We start from the raw sequence: 19,937 nt of genomic DNA, 5'->3' as shown, positions 1-19,937 counted from the left end.
CTACGGTACACCGAGCAACCTTTAACCCGTCAGCTTTCATCTGCTGCCAGACTTTGCGCGCACCGTAACGGCACTTGCTGTCCCGCCAAATACGTTTAATCTCACCGATGTAATAGGCGTCATGCTGACTGCGCAGTGAACGCTTGTGTGGGTTGTCGCTTAAGGCTTGAACACGATAATAAGTTGACGGGGCAATCGGTAGGACTCTACAGATCAGCTCGACCCCATAAAGGTGTTTATTGTCGTCGATGAAGTGAATCATGATTTTAGTCAGCGGTCGAGCTCCGCCTGGGCGAAAAAAGCCGCAGCCTTCCTGATGATTTCATTAGCTTGCTTAAGTTCTTTATTCTCGCGTTCAAGCTCTTTGATGCGTTCTTTATCACTTTGCGCTTGTACTGAGGCAGGAATAGTTTGATCGATGTGCTTTTTATGCCAGGATCGCAGGGTCTCAGGTGTGCAGCCAATCTTAGGGGCGATGGCTTGAATCGCTGACCAGGTAGAGGGGTAGTCGCCTGCCGCTTCAATGAGCATGCGAACGGCGCGTTCTTTAATCTCAGGAGTATAATGTCGTGTTTTCATTGTCGTATTCTCTCAGAATATTAGGTCTCCGACAATCCCGGGGCGGTTCAAGCCTATATTTATTGATTAAGTATGGGCTTGTTGTCATTATATAAGAGAGCAATTATAAGAGCAAAATCACAAGCACAGTCACAAAGGATGTGATGGCTCTATCATTTATACAGCAAAGGAATGTTACTATGAATCAAATGTCCCTCTCAACAGTCATACTGTCTTCTCAAAAGCCGCTACTAGCCTTATGCCTAAGCATGTTAGGTATCGCCAGCAGTCAGGCGATGACTTACGATATCGACCCCACTCATACCAATGTACGCTTTGCTATTGACCATTTTAATACCTCTACCAACACAGGTGGCTTTTATAATATCACTGGGCAGCTAGATTATGACCCAGCGGCTAAGACCGGTAATATCTCGTTAGTAATTCCTCTGAATAGCCTAAATACAGGCAATACAGCATTTGATATTACGTTAAAAAGCGCAGATTTTTTCGATATTGAGCAGTTTCCACTGGCGCAATTTGAGTCTACCAAATGGTATTTTACGACTGATGGTAGTGGTTCAAATGTCAGCAAAGTCGATGGTATGTTGACACTACACGGCAAGACTAATCCCATTACGCTGACGGCTACCAAGTTCAATTGCTACCTAAACCCAATATTGAAAAAATCAGTGTGCGGTGGGGATTTTACAACGACCATTGATCGAACGAAATGGGGCATCAGTAAATATACGTTATTGGGTATTACTAAAGAAGTTCAGCTAAATATTCAGATTGAAGCGGCAAGGCAGTAGTTTAACAGCGTTAAGGTTGAAAAAATCTTAAAAATTTTATCGCTGATAAAATCAATAGAAAGCAATTCTCTATTTATATTATCAAAAAAGGGCTGAGACTTAGAAAATAAGTTTTGGCTTTTTTAATGAGAGAATCCTTAGATTCGTTAGTTAGTTTATCGAAATTTTCTTTATGCTTTCACTAGCGTAGCTCATTTTTCTACAGGCTTATTTTTTGCTGAATGATCCTATCGAGCAAGTCATAAAGTCTCCGCTATCCAATCTCATGTCATACCATAATTTCATTAACATGAATTATATTCATCTTATATTTAAATAGTATCGTTTTTATTCATGTAATAGTTTAGGTATGATTCACCTCATACACAAATTTGGTTTTATCTCAAATAATGAGAGTAGATTAGGGTAGCGGATTATCATGAGTAAAGAATTTAGTTGTGCCATTAAGCGCATTCGTTTTGATGAAAACTATCATCCTGCAAATAGCACGCGTCTGACGACAAACTTTGCGAATTTGGCGCGTGGCGAGCATCGTCAAGAGAACTTAAGCAAAACGTTAAGAATGATCAATAATCGTTTTAATGCTTTGGCACATTGGGATAATCCCACCGCAGATCGTTATTCTGTTGAGGTTGATATTATTTCTGTCGACATGGATGTGGCAGGAAATGGCGATACTTTCCCTATCATCGAGATGCTGCAAACAACGATTGTGGATCAGAAAGAAAACACCCGTATTGACGGTATGATTGGTAATAGTTTCTCATCTTATGTGCGCGATTATGACTTTAGCGTGGTCTTATTAGACCATTTCGATAAACATCCATCATCTGCGCCACCAGTAGATTTCGGTGACTTACATGGCAAACTGTTTCAGTATTTATTGAATTCAGAAGCTTACCAAGCTAATTTCACCAAGAAGCCTGTGATTTGCTTGAGTGTTTCCACCAGTAAAACCTATCAACGTACGACCAATCAGCACCCTGTATTGGGCGTTGAATACAAACAAGATGGCTGCTCTTTGAACAAAGGGTCATTAACCGATGAGTACTTTTCCAAAATGGGTTTAACCGTTCGCTACTTTATGCCTGCTGGCAGTGTTGCACCTTTAGCCTTTTATTTTGCGGGTGACTTGCTGAGCGATTATACCGATCTTGAGCTGATCAGTGCGATTAGTACCATGGAGACGTTTCAAAAAATCTACCGACCTGAGATTTATAATGCCAATTCGGCAGCGGGTCAAGTGTATCAACCGAGTTTGAAGTACCAAGATTATTCCCTAACGCAAATCGTCTATGATCGCGCAGAGCGCAGCCAGATGGCAGTGACACAAGGTAAGTTCACCGAAGAGCAGTTCATCAAGCCATACCAAACCATTCTTAATGAGTGGGCAGCAAGCTATGATGTAAATGAGCACGTGGCAGAAGCATGTGCGAATAAAGAATACGCTGCCTAAACACGCTCAATCTGGCTGAAATGAGAATACCAATAAATAAGAAGATGAATCGTATGACAATATTATTACCGACACAAAAATTACTACCGACGTCAACGGCGGGCAGTTTACCGAAACCTTCTTGGCTTGCAGAACCTGAAAAAATCTGGTCACCTTGGGCATTAGAAGGTGAGCAACTGCTTGAAGCCAAACAAGACGCACTACGTTTGACATTGCAAGAACAGGTACATGCAGGCATTGATATTGTCAGTGATGGCGAGCAAACTCGTCAGCACTTTGTGACCACCTTTATTGAACATCTGGATGGCGTCGATTTTGAGAAGCGCGAGACCGTGCGTATTCGTAATCGTTATGATGCCAGTGTGCCGTCAGTCGTGGGCGCGGTAAGCCGTCAAAAACCTGTATTTGTTGATGATGCTAAGTTTTTACGTGCACAAACCGATCAGCCAATCAAATGGGCACTGCCTGGTCCGATGACCATGATTGATACCTTATATGATGGTCATTATAAAAGCCGTGAAAAATTGGCGTGGGAATTTGCTAAAATATTGAATCAAGAAGCCAGAGAGTTAGAGGCGGCTGGGGTGGATATTATCCAATTTGATGAGCCTGCGTTTAACGTGTTCTTTGATGACGTCAACGACTGGGGTATTGCCACGTTAGAGCGTGCCATTGAAGGTCTAAAGTGTGAGACGGCGGTGCATATCTGCTACGGCTATGGCATCAAAGCCAATACCGATTGGAAAAAGACACTGGGTTCAGAGTGGCGCCAATATGAGCAAGCCTTTCCTAAATTGCAACAGTCGAATATTGATATTGTCTCTTTAGAATGCCAAAACTCACATGTACCAATGGATTTGATTGAATTGATCCGCGGTAAAAAAGTGATGATTGGTGCCATTGACGTGGCAACCAATACCATTGAAACCCCTGAAGAAGTGGCCAATACGCTACGCAAAGCCTTGCAGTTCGTCGAAGCGGATAAGTTGTATCCTTCAACCAACTGCGGTATGGCACCACTATCGCGCCAAGTGGCACGCGGCAAGCTGCAAGCGTTAAGTGCTGGCGCAGCAATCGTGCGTCAAGAACTGACCGCTTAGGGTTCATTGACTAAACTGATGCAAAATTTAGCTTTTATAGGTTGGGTTTTTAACCCCGTCTATACCAGCTTGTTTAAACTCATGAGTGACCTCAGTTATCAATGAACTTAAAGATTTAAAATTTAGGAGTTAAGTCATGATTGAAGCCACCGATTTTAGAGACGGTATGTCTTTGTTAACAACAGCGGTCAATGTCATTACCACAGAAGGCAGCGCTGGCACTCATGGGTTTACCGCATCTGCGGTGTGTAGCGTCACAGATACACCGCCAACCTTGCTGGTTTGCATGAATCAGACATCTCGCTCACATGCCCATTTTATTGAAAATAAAACGTTAAGTGTCAATGTTTTAGGTGCACAGCATGAATCAATATCTAACGCTTTTGCCTCCAAATTGAGTTCACAAGAGCGATTTGAATACGGCTCTTGGTCACCGCTTAAAACAGGCGCTCCCGTTTTAGAAGATGCGTTGGTCAGTTTTGATTGTGAGATTGAGGACATTCAGCAAGTGGGCACGCACAGTGTTTTCATGTGCCGGGTGGTCGCCATTAGACAAAGTGAGCAAGAGGAGAGTTTGGTGTATTTTAATCGTGCCTATTCTCGGGTTGGTCAAGTGGATCAAGCAGAAATCGCTTAATTTGGCTTTTTAACTGATTGATTGTCACTGAACTAAAATAACCATCGTACTAACTCTACATAAGAAGTAAATATCCCGTGGAATTAATCATTTTTTTAATCATAGGTGCGCTAGCAGGATTTGCTGCGGGGCTATTTGGTGTAGGCGGTGGCACAATTATCGTGCCATTATTATTCATCGTCTTTACGCAAATGGGTTACAGCCCTGACAATATCATGCATTTGGCATTAGGTACGTCATTGGCGACCATCATTGTCACCTCGATCAGCTCGCTCATGGCACATAATAAAAAAGGCGCAGTCATGTGGCCTGTCTTCAAAAATCTGGCACCAGGCTTAGCGATTGGTTGCTTTTTAGGGGCAGGGATTGCAGGGCAGATGTCTGGGCTATACCTTCAGCTCATTGTTGGCGTATTTTTACTGTGGGTCGCCTACAAGATGTTTTTCGGTGGCAAAAAACAGGTTACTAATCCTGCTACCAATTCTAGTAGTGCCGACGATGCTAATACACAACTGCCTTCAAAACCTAGGCAATTAGCAGCAGGTGGGGTTATCGGTATCGCTTCTGCCATTTTCGGTATTGGCGGCGGTAGCTTAACCGTGCCTTATCTCACGCGTTATGGTGTAGTCATGCAAAAAGCCGTTGGTACCTCAGCAGCTTGTGGTCTGCCGATTGCCATAGCTGGGGCATTAGGCTTTATGTTCTTTGGGATGCAGCAACGAATTGATGTGCCTAACACCATTGGCTTTGTACACATTTATGCCTTTTTAGGGATCAGCATCATGAGCTTTTTTACCGCCAAGCTAGGCGCGAAAGTTGCTCATATACTATCACCAGAGCTTTTAAAGAAATGCTTTGCGTTGTTATTAACGGTTGTAGGGTGTTACTTTCTGTATAAGGGATTGGTTTAAGTCTTTATATTGGCGCGTTTACACTGCAACGTTTAGATCGTTCAAAAGTTTATTTTGAGTGGTTCTCTTATATCAGTCTGCTTTAAGTGGTCTATTAATGGATTTAAAGGGTGAAGTAGCTGGGTTCTGTTGGGGTATACTCTTTTGTTTTTCAGAATGATCTTTGGAAAGAGAAAATCATTTGTCCTAGAGTCTGATAGCAACTTAGAGGTTAGCAGTACAAGTGCTGGTAGGTTGTTCAAAGAAGGTTTGCTAACCTCCCTTTCTAACCCAAAACTTATCTTATTTTTTATGGCTGTATTTCCGCAATTTATCGATACTGAACAAACCTATCTTTCTCAATTTCTAATTTTAGCTTCATCTTTTTGCCTACTGGTCTTACTGATCCATTTTTGCTACGCAGAAGCATTTGCTTTAGCCAGTCGATATCTATGGAAAGCTTAAGATAACCTATACTTAATTACAAAAATAGGCGGTGCAATATTAATGCTCATTGCCGTTCTATTGTGTGTAAGTGTAGTGCTCACTCTCTAAAAGCATCCTATGGTTAATACGAGATTGTCATAAAATTTTTAAATATAATAATCAGCCATAACTTTCTAGGCCAACTACATGACTCCTATATACACTGCATTGGCTGTACTGGTTACTTTTATTTGGGGTGTGAACTTTACTTTTATTGCATGGGGGCTTGAAAGCTTTCCACCGCTAATGCTCACCGCCCTGCGTTTTTTCTTTACCGCTGTGCCACTGGTTTTCTTTCTGAAGCCGCCCAAATTTAACCGTACATTACTTATCTATGCTATCGGTACGTTTGTCATGCAGTATGCTTTTATATTTACTGCCATGCACTTAGGGGCATCAGCAGGATTGACGGCACTATTGCTACAAATTCAAATTTTTATTACCGTATTGTTGGCGTATTTTATACTGGGTGAGGCAGTGAGTCGCATGCAAATCATCGGTATGCTGGTCGGTGTGCTAGGGCTTAGCGTCATCGCGTTGAACCTTGGTGGTGATATGCCTCTGGCTGGGTTTGTCTGTATCTTGATTGCGGCCATAGGCTGGAGCTTTGGTAACATTGCTTCAAAACAGGTTTCAACACAAGCGATGCAGCAAGGATCAGACGGGGCTATTATTTCGTCTAATAGTGGAAGGAATAAGGCATCCGCGTTGTCTGCTCTCGCTCTCGTGGTTTGGGGTGGTCTGATCGCTTGCGTGATTTTAACGCTATCTTCTCTCATATTTGAGACCGAGGCATGGCAGCTGGCGACGTTTACCGAGGCATCGCTTAAGTCTTGGTTATCACTTGGGTTTATCGTGTATGTCTCAACGCTGATAGGCTTTGGACTGTGGGCGCATCTGCTTAGTCAAAATACGGCTTCTAAGGTTATGCCGTTTGCTCTATTGGTGCCAGTATTCGGTATGACAACCTCAGTGCTGCTTACAGGAGAGGTCGTGACATGGTGGAAGATGCTGGCAATGATATTGATATTGTCGGGGTTGGTGCTAGCGAATATAAGAATGAAACTGGGAAGAAAGCGCCAGCCAGTATGATGTTAGCTGCTCTTATTCCTATAACAGCGCTTACGGTAAATAAAAATCCAAAAGCTCATAGCCGAAGATTGAAGTCCTTACTAGGGTATCGAACCTTCATATCTAGCATCAGTATGTCGACTTCTTTGATATGACTATCTAAGATAAAACCTACGCTGTTTAATCTTTAGCGCTGTCCACCCAAGAAAACTCTTCTAAGATACGCATCCATTGGTCATCTAATTTAGCTTTTAGCAATAATGGCTCACCAGTGACGGGGTGGCTGAGCGCTAAAGTCTGAGCATGCAGCAACATGCGCGTACAATCATAGTGGGTACGAAAAAATCGTGTGTGACGTATATCACCGTGGCTAGTATCACCCACGATATGATGGAATACATGTCGCATGTGCCGACGCAGCTGATGCTTGCGCCCAGTCTCGGGTGTCAAGCGCACAAGACTATAGCGGCTCGTGTCATGCTTTTTTGATACGGCAAATGGTAGCTCGATTTGTGCCAAACTTTGCCAATGGGTCACCGCCTCTTGAGCGGGTTTGTCCAAATCGGCAAACTTATCGGCGATGGCATCGGGCTGAAAGCTCAACGCATAATCAACGGTGCCTTGTTCTGGCATATAGCCGCGCACCACGGCTAAATACTGCTTGGTAACTTTGTGTTCAGTAAAAGCCTCGCCAAGGCTGCGCGCCACGGCTGAGCTCTTGCCAAACAATAATACGCCCGATGTGGGCTTGTCTAACCGGTGCACCGGAAATACGTGGCAACCTACCGCATCACGAGTGAGTTGCATGGCAAAGCGCGTCTCGCCTTTATCCAGCCAACTGCGATGCACCAATAGACCAGCCTCTTTATTAATTGCTACCAGAAATTCATCTTCATAGATTATTTCTATTTGACTAGCGATTTGATTGGCGGTGTCGCTTTCGATATCCATGTTCTCATTGTCCATACTGTAGATACAGTAACTATATAAGTGATTGAATTATATAAATTACTGATATTTTTCTATTTCGTTATTCACAAAAAATCCTTCGCTATCTTATTCGTACCAGATAGCGAAGGACTCGGTGTAAAAAGCAACTGATTAATAATTTTATTATTAAAATCAAATACTTATATTACTCAACAGTCACTGATTTAGCAAGGTTACGCGGCTGATCGACGTCTGTACCGCGCATTACGGCGACATGATAAGACAGCAGCTGTACGGGTACGCTGTAGACGATAGGGGCAAGCGTTTCACAAACATCGGGCACATAGACCACATGTAATCTGTCTTCTGCGACCATTTGACTAGATTCACTGGCAAAAACGAACAGCTCACCATGACGCGCGTGTACTTCTTGCATGTTGGCTTTTAGCTTATCAAACATGCTGTCTTTTGGCGCTAGTACGACGATGGGCATGTCTTTATCGACCAAGGCCAATGGTCCATGCTTGAGCTCACCTGCTGCATAGCCTTCGGCGTGGATATAAGAGATTTCTTTCAGCTTTAACGCGCCTTCTAGAGCGATCGGGAATTGTAGACCTCGACCTAAGAACAAGCAGCTCTTTTTATACTCAAAATGCTCACTCATGGCTTTAATAGGCGCATCGAGGTTTAAGCTGGCATGTAGTTGACCACGTAGCTCTTGTAATTGACCAAGCAAGGTACTCAGGTTTTCGCCAGTCATGCGCTCCTGAACGACACCCACTTTTAAGACCAATAGCATTAAAGCGGCGAGCTGAGTGGTGAATGCTTTGGTAGAAGCAACACCAATCTCGGGACCAGCAAGCGTTGGTAAAAAGATATCCGTCTCACGTACCAAAGACGATGTCGGTACGTTGCATAATGCTAAGCTAACTAGACCTGCTGGCGTATGCTTTTGAATATCACGTAGCGCCGATAACGTGTCTGCCGTTTCGCCAGATTGAGAAATACAAATGACAAGTGTGTTGTCGATGACGACAGGATTACGATAGCGGAATTCACTAGCGACTTCAACGGAACAAGGCACACGAATAAGGCTCTCAAACCAATATTTTGCGACCAAGCCTGAGTGGTAACTAGTACCACAAGCGATGACTTGGACATGCTTAATGCCTTTTAAGTGCGCTTCATGACGCTGTAAAAAATCATCGCGCAGCTTAGACGGCTCATCGCTATCTACAGCCATCTCAACAGTACGGGCGACCGCGTCTGGCTGCTCATAGATTTCTTTGAGCATATAATGCTTAAACTCACCTTTATCCGCATTGTGCTGTGCCGCATCAATTTCATGTATCTGACGTTTTACTTCGACACCATCGGCATAAACCTGAATGCTACTGCGCGTCAATTTGGCGATATCACCTTCTTCTAGGTACATAAAGCGATTGGTGACCGGTAGTAGGGCTAATTGATCAGAAGCAATAAAATTCTCACCGATACCCACACCAATCACTAGTGGAGAGCCTAAACGAACGGTAATCAACTCTTCTGGGCAGTCGATATGTAGAATACCAAGGGCAAATGCGCCATGTAATAACGGAATAACGGCACGAACCGCCTCTAGTAAATCAGGTGTGGTTTTGTAGGTATCATTGATTAGATGAGCGACGACTTCGGTATCGGTCTGCGACGTAAATACGTAACCTTTAGCAATCAATTCTTCTTTTAACTCGGCATAGTTTTCAACGATACCGTTATGTACCACAGCAATCTTGCCTGATACGTGCGGATGGGCATTACGCTGTGCCGGCTCGCCATGGGTTGCCCAACGTGTATGCGCAATACCAATATGACCATCGAAAAATTCAGGATTGACTGCCACAGCATCGACCAATGCTTGCACTTTACCCACTTGGCGCTCGCGATGGAGTTCGCCATCACGAATGACGGTCAGACCGGCAGAATCATAACCACGGTATTCTAGACGCTTAAGACCCTCAAGTAAGATATTAGCGATATTACGCTCAGCGACTGCTCCAACGATTCCACACATAACTATTCCTTAAATTCGATGTTTCATGTTTTGATTTTTAAAGGCTTCAATGTTTCAATGCTTAACCGCTCAAATACTTTGAGAGGCGATAATGTTCAGTCAATAAATAATAGAAGTTCATACTAGCAGAGCTTTTATACTAACAATTTTGACGTTATAAATATAAGGAAGCAGCATCACAAAAATTGTCATGCTGCTTAGTATTACTTCAATAGACATTAGTCAAAATGCTTGTGATTGACCATTGCTATTTTGACTTTTTGGTCGGACGCTGAAAGTCGTTTTTCTGAGTTTGTCGTGCCCGTCCAAAGGCTAATGCTTTACTATCAACGTCTTTAGTAATCACTGAACCTGCGGCAACCGTAGCGGTATCACCAATAGTCACAGGTGCCACTAAACTTGAGTTCGAGCCAATGAAGGCATTGTCTTCGATAATGGTTTGTGATTTATTGACACCATCATAATTACAAGTAATGACGCCTGCACCGACATTGACATCTGTACCAATGGTCGTATCACCGATATAACTCAAGTGATTAACCTTGCTGCCATGACCGACCGTTGATTTTTTAATCTCGACGAAATTACCAATTTTACTGTTATCAGACAATACGGTTTCAGGACGCAAATGGGCGAAAGGACCGACATCAACACCTGCCCCAATCTCAGCGCGATCAATCACGCAATAAGGTTTTATGTGGCAGGCATTACCAATGTGGGCGTTTTTGATGACACAGCCCGCTTCGATATAAACATTGTCACCTAAGACACAATCACCCTCGAATACCACACCCACATCGACAAACACATCTTGACCCGCAGTCAAGGTGCCGCGAATATCAACGCGCGTCGGATCAGCAAACTGCACGCCCGCTTCTTGTAAGTCGGCAACCAGTTTGCCTTGCCAAGTGCGCTCTAAGCTAGCGAGCTGTTGGCGGTTATTGACGCCTTCAATCTCAAAGGTATGCTCAGGCTCAATCGCGACAATATTAATACCTTCAGCGACCGCCATTTTGACGATATCCGTCAGATAGTATTCTTGCTGCGCATTGTCATTAGACAGTTTTGGCAGGTATTTATGCAATAACGCATTATCGACGCAGTAAATACCGCTATTAATCTCTTGGATTTTCTGCTCATCGGCGCTGGCATCTTTTTGCTCGACGATGGCTTCGATGTTGCCGTCTTTGTCACGTTTGATACGACCGAGACCAAAAGGATTATCTACGGTCAACGTCAACATCGACATGCCCTCGGTGTTAGCCGCTTGTAGCGTTGCTAATGTCTGGCAGCTGACTAATGGCACATCACCATAGAGAATCAGGCTTTGCCCTTCTTTGGGTAATTCCGACAGGGTTACTTTCACCGCATGTCCAGTACCTAATTGCTCAGTCTGAGCAACCCAAGTAATAGGCAAGTGTGCATATTGAGCATTGATATCTGCTTGGACTTGCTCGCCACCAAAACCATGAACAATAATGGTGTCGTCAACCGTTAATTGATGACACGTATCAAGGACATGACCCAATAACGACTTACCAGCCAATGTCTGTAGCACTTTTGGCTTAGCCGACTGCATACGCGTGCCTTTGCCAGCAGCGAGGATGATTACCGAGAGGGGAGTTGTCATAATAGCCTACAAATGTAACAAAATATAATTTCAAATTATAACGCAAACCGTCATTTAACTAAAACGCTATGTCGTGACATCTTTGTAACTTGCGTTGCTTGTCATGGGCTTACCATTTACTGGTGGTTTGCTGATAAATTGGCTATCGTCACAAACGCATTACTAAAAAAGTGGGAGAGTTAAAAAAATGATGGACTATAAACGACAATCGGTTATGAAAGACCGTCGCTTATATAAAAGCGAGGCTAATTTAACAATTAAAGGATGGTGGTATAAATAATGATCCAAACGGCTGCTGCCATGACCCCTGCGATGATGTCATCAAGCATGATACCTAGGCCCCCTGCGACTTTTTTATCTGCCCAGCCAATCGGTGGTGGCTTAATAATGTCAAAAAAGCGGAATAATATAAAGGCGATAATGATGGTAGTAATAGAAGAGGTTTGGGCGATATTTTGCCAAAAATTACCGTCAGCGATACCCATATAAGATAGCGGCAGTAGGGTAAGCCACATGCCTGCCCATTCATCCCAGACGATATGCGGGTTATCATGACCACCCATTAGCCCTGAGGTACGACCGCATATCCAACTACCAATCACACAAGAGAGAATGGTAATAATCAAAAATGGCACGAATCCTAAGCTTAGCAATGGTATCGCGATGATTAAGCCACCAACCGTGCCCCAAGTACCGGGTGCACGGCGAGGCAGACCACTACCCAAACCCAACCCAAGCCAATAAACTATGCGGTCAAGCATATCGGCATCGGCGGGTAGAGGCGGGCAGTCATTGGCTTTACGGATATCAGGCTTAGATAGGTTGTGATCAATCATGGGTTAACCTGCAAAATGTTGGTAACCCGTCAGATTGGGCCAAGTAGTAAAGGGGGCGGGATGGGCAGGTGTGATTGGCTGTCCTTGATAAAAAAGCTCTGGTCGTAAATTTTTAGTAGCATCTGGCTCATTTACGGCTATGACTTCGCCGATACAGGTAACAGGCGTGTTGCTACTGTCATTAACAGGTGGTTCAATATGAGCAGGCAAAGTAAAAGCCAATTCATAATCATCACCGCCAGTCAGCTGGCACAACAAGCGCTCGGTTAACTCAGCGTTTGCCAATGCTTTGCTAGTAGGTAGCTGATCAAGATGAATGCGCATACTAACGCTGCTTTGTTGGCAGATATGTCCAACGTCTTGATACAGACCATCAGAGATATCTATCATCGCTGTCGCACCAATTTTTGCCAATGCTGCACCCAGTGTAACACGTGGCGTTGGCATATGTAGACGATGCGCAAGCTCAATACCGATAGCAGTATCAGGATTTTGTAGCACATAAGCGGCATCGCCAAGCGTGCCTGAGACATAGATTTTATCGCCAACTTGCGCGCCTGAACGATACACGGCTGGCGTCTCTTTGGTGAGTAACCCTTGCGCGCTGATACTAAGCACTAAATTGTCGCTGCGGGTGGTATCACCACCAATAAGCGTCACCCCAAATAGCTGGCAAGCATGAAATAAGCCTTTAGCAAATTCACTTAACCATTGATCATTTGCCAAGCGCTGAGGTAAGGCTAGCGCCAATAGAATACTATGCGGAGTTGCACCCATAGCGGCAATATCTGAGACGTTCACTGCCACGGCTTTATAACCGATGGTAAATGCCAGCTTATTTACTTGCTCCCAGTCAGCGCTGAAGTGTCGACCTTGAACCAGTGTATCAATACAGCTGACCAAGCGCGCACCCGCAGGCAAGCACATCACCGCGGCATCATCACCAATGCCTTTTTCAACACTGTCTTTGTCGACACTGCTAGACAATGACTGCGCAGCTTGCATTTGGGAGAATATACGCTCAATCAGCTCAAACTCATTCATGATTAGTCTTTGCTGTCTGCATCAGTGCGGTCTGTTTCAATCGCTTTTTTGCTCGCTTTAAAGTCACTAATATTGGCAGTAGCCTTACTAGCGCTATTGCGTTTGACGGTAGCATTATTGGCGCTAATACGAGGCTTGTTTGAAGTAGTTGATTTTTCTTCAATGGCAGCTTTATCAGCACTATCTTCTATATCAGCGTTATCGTCAGCATTGCTATCCGCTTTTATTACAGGTTTAGCAGCCGTTTTTTGTGAGGTGCGTAAATTGGCTTTGCTATCTGCTTCTACTTCAATAGCACGTAGCTCTACCGCCATTTTATCAAGGACGGCATTAATCAATTTATGCGCGTCAGTAGCGCCAAAGTGATTATTCAGCTTCATCGCTTCATCAAGTACCACTTTATAAGGAATCTCTAAGCGGTTTTGTAGCTCGTAAGCACCAATTAAAAGAATAGCGTGTTCGACGGTATCCAATTTATCGATTTCACGGTCAAGATGCTGAGAGATAAGGACATCTAGTGCCTCGATCTGCTCTGGGATGTCACGCATCATTTCATGATAATAGCCAATATGTACGGTATGCATGGCATTGGTCGCGCGTGTACGAGCGGCGATATCGTGTGGGGCATTGTCTTTCCAGCCAAGCTTACCATCGATATCGAAGCGGCGGTCAGTGACGAGCCATTCGTATAGACCTTGCATCGCAAAGCGTCGTGCTTTACGGATAGCAGTGTGACTGGTCTTGTAAGAAGACTCACTCATATCGAAGATTTGATCACCCGCACTGCTGCTCGCGATGCGCGTGGCTTCAGCTTGTTTATCATTGGTTTGGGCGGTTTTCGCAGCGCTGATAGCGCGCTTGAGTTGGTCAGTCATAGGGGGTCTATACCTAGTTGCTAAGATAAAAAGTTTTTAAGATAAAAGGTTTAAAATAAAATGTTAAATAGTAGTTAGCTGGCAGGCTTTGCCAGTCAAGTTTTGTAGCGTACTTGGTAACAGTTTTTGTAACACTGACGCTGTGGTCTCGATAAAAACGAAAGCTCATAAAAACCACAGCGCTCATTAAATAACAAATAGCCTATCAAATGATGGCTTGATTAAGCGTCTTCACTGTCATCTTCAATATCTAACTGTGATAGTACCGCAAGCATTTCTAGTACAACCATTGCCGCTTCTGAGCCTTTGTTACCCGCTTTCGTGCCCGCACGCTCAATCGCTTGCTCAATGCTGTCAGTGGTCAAGACGCCATTGGCAACTGGGATATTGTAGTCCATAGCTACCGCGCTTAAGCCTTTTGCAGATTCGCTTGCAACGAAATCAAAATGCGGTGTGCTACCACGAATAATCGCACCTAAAGCAACGATGGCGTCAAAGCGATCAGACTCAGCAGCGCGCTGTGCAACCAATGGCAGTTCAAAAGCACCCGGTACACGGATAACGGTAATGTTGCTACCCAATACACCGTGACGTAGTAGCGCGTCAATTGCACCATCTACCAATGACTCAACCACAAAACCATTAAAACGACCGACGACGATACCAATACGAACGTCTTTATTTTGATGTAAATTACCATCGATGTGAGTCACGTCATTGCGCTGCTGTTGTAGATTTGACATAAAAAATCCTTTGCCGAATGGGCTTTTAATTAAAATGTAGGAATAAATAATGCGCTAAATATATCGCTACGCTCAAATGGCTTATTATCCGTTAGATAATCAGTTAAATGAACGAAAATAAGTGGTTAGCGCTATGATAACATTTTTTTCTGTTTTATTTGTACTTTACGAGCCTACTATAGACGCATTTGTATGCCTTGCGCTGCCATATACGCTTTGGCTTCTTGAACCGTATACTCACCAAAATGGAAGATGCTGGCAGCAAGTACGGCATCGACGCCACCTTCCAACACCCCTTCGGCTAAATGTTGCAGATTGCCGACGCCGCCTGAAGCAATAACAGGCACATTGACGCGGTTAGTAATTTGCTTCATCAATGCCAAGTCATAGCCTTTTTTGGTGCCATCACCATCCATCGAGGTCACCAATAATTCACCAGCGCCAAGCTCAGCCATTTTGCTTGCCCAAGCAACGGCATCAATCCCCGTTGGTTTGCGACCACCGTGGGTAAAAATCTCCCAACGCGGCATGATGATGCCATCGACATTGATATCTGCAACGCGTTTGGCATCGATAGCCACGACGATACATTGATTACCAAATTTCTGCGCCGCTTCGCCAACGAACTCAGGGGTAAATACCGCCGCAGAATTGATAGCTACTTTATCCGCGCCCGCATTGAGCAAATTGCGGATATCAGCGATTTTACGCACGCCGCCACCGACAGTTAATGGCACAAATACCGTTTCTGCCATACGCTCAACGGTATGATAGGTGGTATCGCGCTCGTCATTGGTCGCAGTAATGTCCAAAAAAGTAATCTCATCAGCGCCTTGTTCGTTGTAGCGTTTCGCTACTTCAACAGGGTCTCCTGCGTCTTTGATATTGACAAACTGCACACCTTTGACCACACGACCATTATCAACGTCCAAACAAGGAATGATACGCTTTGCTAACATAGGGACTTTCGCCTTATAATCAATTCATTCTATAAGCGCTAGTCTAGCAAAATCACCGCCATCTCAGGCAGGTTTTCGCAAGATTATTATGCTTTTAGCCAAAGTTTGCTCATGCACGGTACAATCACTGTCATTACCGTATCTATTTACCTTCTTTTAATTGCCATAAGTGAGATGTCATGTCCGTCTATACCCAGTTAACCGATGACCAGTTTGCCGCTTTTTGCCAGCGTTTTGGCGTGTCATTCGCGCGTGCCATTCCGATCACCCAAGGTATCAAAAACTCTAACTGGTTTATTCAAACGACTGACGATGTAGATGGCGCACACTCTTATGTATTTACCTTATTTGAAGAGCGTCCACCAGAAGATATCGAAAAGATGGCGATTATCTTAAATCAACTAGACGGTAAGTTACCGGTCGCTGCGCCGTTATCACTCGTTGATAGCGCAGAAAAATGTTATGTCATTCAATACGACAATAAAGCAATTACCTTAGTGCCATGCCTAGCAGGCTCGCATCCCCAGCAGACGACGCAAGCGATGTGTCATGAAATTGGCGCCGCTTTAGCGATGCTGCATGAGACATTGCAAGCACTACAACCTGCGGAAGAATATGGCGTGCCTTTATACCCATGGAGCGAGGTGCGCGATCGTGAAAGGCAGTTTATGCCAGCTGACGAAGCCAAATTGATGAGTGATATTTGGCAGTCTTATACGGATTTGCCGCTTGCGACTTTGCCAAAAGGCTTATGTCATTTAGACATGTTCGCTGATAATACCTTATGGGACTTATCGTTAAATAATAGCCAAAAAGGCGCAGAGCGTCTGACTGGGTTGTTAGATTTCACCGAAGTTAGCGTCGAGCACTATGTGATGGATATTGCCATTACGATTAATGACTTTTGTACCACGTGGGGCGATGCTGAGCAGGGCGAGTCGGTGAATTTTGATCGCAGTAAAATGGCGGCTTTTTTGCAAGGCTATGAGTCGAAACGCATGCTCGGTGAAGATGAAAAACGTGCCTTACCAGTAATGTTGGCAAAAGCGGCGGTGATTTTTTGGCTATTACGTCTCAACGTTATTCACTATAACCGTACCGAAGGACGTACGGGCGATAACATCATGGTCAAAAATCCTGACCTGATGAAACGCCTTGCTGCTTATCATTGGTCACATGTTGAAAAAGCGCAAAGTACAGTGTTTGTACTAGAACATGCGCGTTATAAAGATGATAATAAAAATAACGATGTCGAAGATTTTAAGATAATCGGTGTGTTTGCGACTGAGCAACAAGCACAAGCTGCTATTGAGCAATTAAAATCACAATCTGGCTTTAAAGATTATCCAAACGGTTTTCATATTGATGCTTATCCGTTAAATCAAATTAATTGGTCACAAGGTTTCGGTTGCTAATAGAATAATAGCAACGAGTTATATTTATAAATATCTAAAAGGAATTTATCATGACCGATCAAGTTGATAACTGGCACAAACTGGCACGCTACGACACCAATATGCAGGGTGAACTGCATGCCAATCTGCTGCGTAACAATGGTATTACGGTGTCTCTGCAACCGCTGAGCGCAATGCCGGGTATGAATTCTGGGATTGTGCTGTGGGTACAGGATACTGATTTGGCGCATGCACAGCGTATTTTGGCAAATATTGACACCGATGGGGCAACGCCTTATGAGGTGTTTGATGAAACGTCAGCAGCCAAAATTAACCCTACTTTCAATCCTGCACAAGACGACAATAACGGCGGTGAAGTATAAATGTGTCAACTCTTAGGAATGAACTGTAATACCCCAACCGATATTGGTTTTAGCTTTGCAGGGTTTCGTCGCCGCGGTGGCATGACCGATAGTCATGAAGATGGCTTTGGCATTGCGTTTTTTGAGCGTAGTGAGTGCGACTCAGAGAATGCTTCAACTGGTTTGCGTCTTTTCCATGATAATAAACCAAGTCATTTATCACCCGTTGCTGATTTGGTCAATAATTATCCGATTAAAGCCATGAACGTCATTGCTCATATCCGTAAAGCGACCCAAGGGCAAAATTGCTTGGCGAACACCCATCCTTTTGTCCGTGAAGTGTGGGGCGAACAATGGGTATTTGCGCACAATGGGCAAATGAATAGCGAATTTATCAAACGCTGTCAGCGCTTGCAAGACAACGGCAACGCCTCACATTGCCAGCCAGTTGGTTCAACTGATTCTGAAATGGCGTTTTGCTACCTTGTTAATCGCCTAAAAAGCAGCTTTAAAACTCGCCCTGATGACCAAACGCTGTTTAACTTTTTGACCACCCAATGTCGTTATTTATCCGCCAATGGCTTGTTTAATTGCTTGATATCGAATGGCAGTTGGCAATTGGCTTATGCGGGGAGTTTATTGTTTTATCTCACGCGTCAAGCGCCGTTTGGCGAAGCAAAATTGGCAGATGATGATTTGGCCATTAACTTTGGGGATGTGACCACAGATACCGATAAAGTGACGATTCTGGTGACTGTACCATTGACTGAAAATGAAAAATGGCAGCAATTAGCCGTCAATGAATGTCTGATATTCCAAGACGGGGATGTCATCTATAAAGACAGCCCAAGCCAGCGCAAGTTTTTGACGATTGAGGAAGGGATTGCGGTAGCAAGGTCGGTTGGGGCGAGTATTTAAAAGTACTCTTCAAAACAGTGCTTAAACCAAACCTTTGATCTGAACCGCAAATACAAGGCTGCTTTTTATTGATATTTGTCTATAAGATTTCATGTTCTAGTTTGAAAAATGAGGACTATTAAGTGATGTCAATTCAATATATATCATTTGAAGATCATCAAAGTTTTGATGGGTTTGAGTTTCGTGGTGGTGATTATTTTGATTTAAATGTTAATCTCACGTTAGGCGATGAGAAAGGAGGTGATAATTTCTACTTCTATATTACTAATGACTATGACTCTAGCTGCGATGAAATAGTCATTGAAGATTATGAAATTTACTTTCGAAAAAAAGGGGTTTTTGTGATGAAGTGTTTTGATAAGCAGATTTTGTTAGACTTCATTAAATCTTTAATTAAAGATAAGGGTAACAATCAAAATCCAAGCGAAGTATCAACCGATTTATCAGAGTATTTTCATTGGGAGTTTGATAATTACGTTCCGTACAAAGACTGATTGGTTTATCTACATTGTTTTTAAAATATATGATGAAATTTATGGCAATAGTATTAACTCAAATAACCCCCACAACACCGCTTAAACTTCTCACCAGACCCACAAATACACGGCTGCTTTTGCGTCACAGACATTGAAACAGTCGGATCTAAAAAGTAGCAGTGTGCATCATTATTGATTTTGTCTGTCACCTTCACAAAGGCAGACAATTCATGATGCGCCTGCACTTTCTCTTCTAGATTACTTGTATTATTAGTTGGCTTGAAATAAGCCTTGAACTCAACTTGTGCGTGCCTTTTACCAAGTTTTAGCGTATGCGCGACGATTTCTAATCCTGCCCAATTTGTCTCTTTTGCCCACGATTCAATCGCTTCTATATCTAGCAAGTCTTGCTGTGCAGGTAGCGTAGTCTTGACGATATATTCCGGAATAACCAAGACAAAGGCGCTATAACGCGACCGCATAAGACGTTCGGCTGTCTCAGCTTTTATACCCTCTGCTTTGCCAACTTCATCATTATAAAGAGTATCATTATAAACAGCCTCATGATAAGGCTGACAGCAATCTTTATAAAGTAGTGGTGAGCTGATAGCGCTTGATGATGGATGAATTTGGCAAGGGCAAACGTGTAGATTAGGTTGCATGTTTTATTCTCATTTTTGCTTGGGTTTTACTGCTTTACCGTATCT

At 43.6% G+C, this 19,937-nt stretch carries 20 protein-coding genes, 1 pseudogene and 1 other annotated feature; of the genes and pseudogenes, 11 read left to right on the top strand and 10 right to left on the bottom strand.

Annotation, left to right across the window (positions count from 1 at the left end):
• A pseudogene (locus tag JFC08_RS13760) lies at positions 1-579 on the bottom strand (IS3 family transposase); the annotation flags it as partial.
• Positions 188-304, bottom strand: a sequence feature (AL1L pseudoknot). It overlaps the preceding pseudogene by 117 nt.
• Before the next feature lie 179 nt (positions 580-758).
• Between JFC08_RS13760 and JFC08_RS05855 the strand changes: the two are divergent.
• The 7 genes from JFC08_RS05855 to JFC08_RS05825 all read left to right on the top strand — a co-directional run bounded on the left by JFC08_RS05855 (position 759) and on the right by JFC08_RS05825 (position 7,034).
• Positions 759-1,373, top strand: coding sequence for a YceI family protein (locus JFC08_RS05855; RefSeq protein WP_198330057.1), 615 nt, complete (start codon positions 759-761; stop codon positions 1,371-1,373).
• Between the two features lie 418 nt (positions 1,374-1,791).
• The gene (locus tag JFC08_RS05850) at positions 1,792-2,829 is read left to right on the top strand and encodes a DUF1852 domain-containing protein (RefSeq protein ID WP_198330056.1); all 1,038 of its coding nucleotides are present in this window, start codon (positions 1,792-1,794) and stop codon (positions 2,827-2,829) included.
• 53 nt (positions 2,830-2,882) lie between these two features.
• The gene (locus JFC08_RS05845) at positions 2,883-3,929 is read left to right on the top strand and encodes a methionine synthase (RefSeq protein WP_198330055.1); all 1,047 of its coding nucleotides are present in this window, start codon (positions 2,883-2,885) and stop codon (positions 3,927-3,929) included.
• Positions 3,930-4,065: 136 nt separating this feature from the next.
• Positions 4,066-4,566, top strand: coding sequence for a flavin reductase (locus JFC08_RS05840; RefSeq protein WP_060492047.1), 501 nt, complete (start codon positions 4,066-4,068; stop codon positions 4,564-4,566).
• 77 nt (positions 4,567-4,643) lie between these two features.
• A complete protein-coding gene (locus tag JFC08_RS05835; protein ID WP_198330054.1) occupies positions 4,644-5,477 on the top strand; it encodes a sulfite exporter TauE/SafE family protein in 834 nt (277 codons plus the stop codon).
• A 156-nt stretch (positions 5,478-5,633) separates the two neighbouring features.
• On the top strand, positions 5,634-5,921 hold the full coding sequence (locus JFC08_RS14035; protein WP_227697671.1) for a LysE family translocator: 288 nt from the start codon (positions 5,634-5,636) through the stop codon (positions 5,919-5,921).
• Between the two features lie 168 nt (positions 5,922-6,089).
• Positions 6,090-7,034 carry an EamA family transporter gene (locus tag JFC08_RS05825; RefSeq protein ID WP_198330052.1) on the top strand — a complete coding sequence of 315 codons (945 nt, stop codon included), beginning with the start codon at positions 6,090-6,092 and terminating at the stop codon, positions 7,032-7,034.
• A gap of 159 nt (positions 7,035-7,193) precedes the next feature.
• On the opposite strand, the gene truC is transcribed toward JFC08_RS05825, so the two are convergent.
• The 8 genes from truC to hisF all read right to left on the bottom strand — a co-directional run bounded on the left by truC (position 7,194) and on the right by hisF (position 16,080).
• Complete coding sequence (truC, locus tag JFC08_RS05820) at positions 7,194-7,964, bottom strand: tRNA pseudouridine(65) synthase TruC (RefSeq protein ID WP_198330051.1); 771 nt, start codon at positions 7,962-7,964, stop codon at positions 7,194-7,196.
• Positions 7,965-8,148: 184 nt separating this feature from the next.
• On the bottom strand, positions 8,149-9,993 hold the full coding sequence (glmS, locus tag JFC08_RS05815; protein WP_198330050.1) for a glutamine--fructose-6-phosphate transaminase (isomerizing): 1,845 nt from the start codon (positions 9,991-9,993) through the stop codon (positions 8,149-8,151).
• Between the two features lie 247 nt (positions 9,994-10,240).
• On the bottom strand, positions 10,241-11,623 hold the full coding sequence (gene glmU, locus JFC08_RS05810) for a bifunctional UDP-N-acetylglucosamine diphosphorylase/glucosamine-1-phosphate N-acetyltransferase GlmU (protein ID WP_198330049.1): 1,383 nt from the start codon (positions 11,621-11,623) through the stop codon (positions 10,241-10,243).
• A 257-nt stretch (positions 11,624-11,880) separates the two neighbouring features.
• On the bottom strand, positions 11,881-12,459 hold the full coding sequence (locus JFC08_RS05805) for a phosphatidylglycerophosphatase A family protein (RefSeq protein WP_198330048.1): 579 nt from the start codon (positions 12,457-12,459) through the stop codon (positions 11,881-11,883).
• 3 nt (positions 12,460-12,462) lie between these two features.
• Positions 12,463-13,503 carry a thiamine-phosphate kinase gene (thiL, locus tag JFC08_RS05800; protein ID WP_198330047.1) on the bottom strand — a complete coding sequence of 347 codons (1,041 nt, stop codon included), beginning with the start codon at positions 13,501-13,503 and terminating at the stop codon, positions 12,463-12,465.
• A 2-nt stretch (positions 13,504-13,505) separates the two neighbouring features.
• Complete coding sequence (nusB, locus tag JFC08_RS13755; RefSeq protein WP_227697664.1) at positions 13,506-14,378, bottom strand: transcription antitermination factor NusB; 873 nt, start codon at positions 14,376-14,378, stop codon at positions 13,506-13,508.
• 221 nt (positions 14,379-14,599) lie between these two features.
• Positions 14,600-15,121: a 6,7-dimethyl-8-ribityllumazine synthase gene (ribH, locus tag JFC08_RS05790; protein WP_045445783.1), complete on the bottom strand. Its 522-nt coding sequence runs from the start codon at positions 15,119-15,121 to the stop codon at positions 14,600-14,602.
• Positions 15,122-15,297: 176 nt separating this feature from the next.
• Positions 15,298-16,080 carry an imidazole glycerol phosphate synthase subunit HisF gene (gene hisF, locus JFC08_RS05785; RefSeq protein ID WP_198330046.1) on the bottom strand — a complete coding sequence of 261 codons (783 nt, stop codon included), beginning with the start codon at positions 16,078-16,080 and terminating at the stop codon, positions 15,298-15,300.
• 179 nt (positions 16,081-16,259) lie between these two features.
• Between hisF and JFC08_RS05780 the strand changes: the two genes are divergently transcribed.
• From JFC08_RS05780 to JFC08_RS05765, 4 genes are all read left to right on the top strand, one after another.
• Positions 16,260-17,495, top strand: a complete 1,236-nt coding sequence (locus JFC08_RS05780) for a homoserine kinase (RefSeq protein WP_198330045.1) — start codon at positions 16,260-16,262, stop codon at positions 17,493-17,495.
• A gap of 50 nt (positions 17,496-17,545) precedes the next feature.
• Entirely contained in the window at positions 17,546-17,857 is a 312-nt protein-coding gene (locus JFC08_RS05775) for a putative signal transducing protein (RefSeq protein ID WP_227697663.1), read from the top strand.
• Complete coding sequence (locus JFC08_RS05770; protein ID WP_198330044.1) at positions 17,858-18,754, top strand: class II glutamine amidotransferase; 897 nt, start codon at positions 17,858-17,860, stop codon at positions 18,752-18,754. It abuts the gene before it with no gap.
• 125 nt (positions 18,755-18,879) lie between these two features.
• Positions 18,880-19,248, top strand: coding sequence for an Imm8 family immunity protein (locus tag JFC08_RS05765; RefSeq protein ID WP_045445795.1), 369 nt, complete (start codon positions 18,880-18,882; stop codon positions 19,246-19,248).
• Between the two features lie 53 nt (positions 19,249-19,301).
• Here the strand turns inward: JFC08_RS05765 and JFC08_RS05760 are convergent, their stop codons facing one another.
• A complete protein-coding gene (locus JFC08_RS05760; RefSeq protein WP_198330043.1) occupies positions 19,302-19,892 on the bottom strand; it encodes a YchJ family protein in 591 nt (196 codons plus the stop codon).
• Positions 19,893-19,937 lie beyond the last annotated feature (45 nt).

It is taken from the genome of Psychrobacter cibarius (assembly GCF_016107535.1).
GTDB lineage: Bacteria > Pseudomonadota > Gammaproteobacteria > Pseudomonadales > Moraxellaceae > Psychrobacter > Psychrobacter cibarius.
The sequence above is the reverse complement of the archived record's forward strand: the minus strand, read 5'-3'. Positions and strand labels throughout refer to the sequence as shown.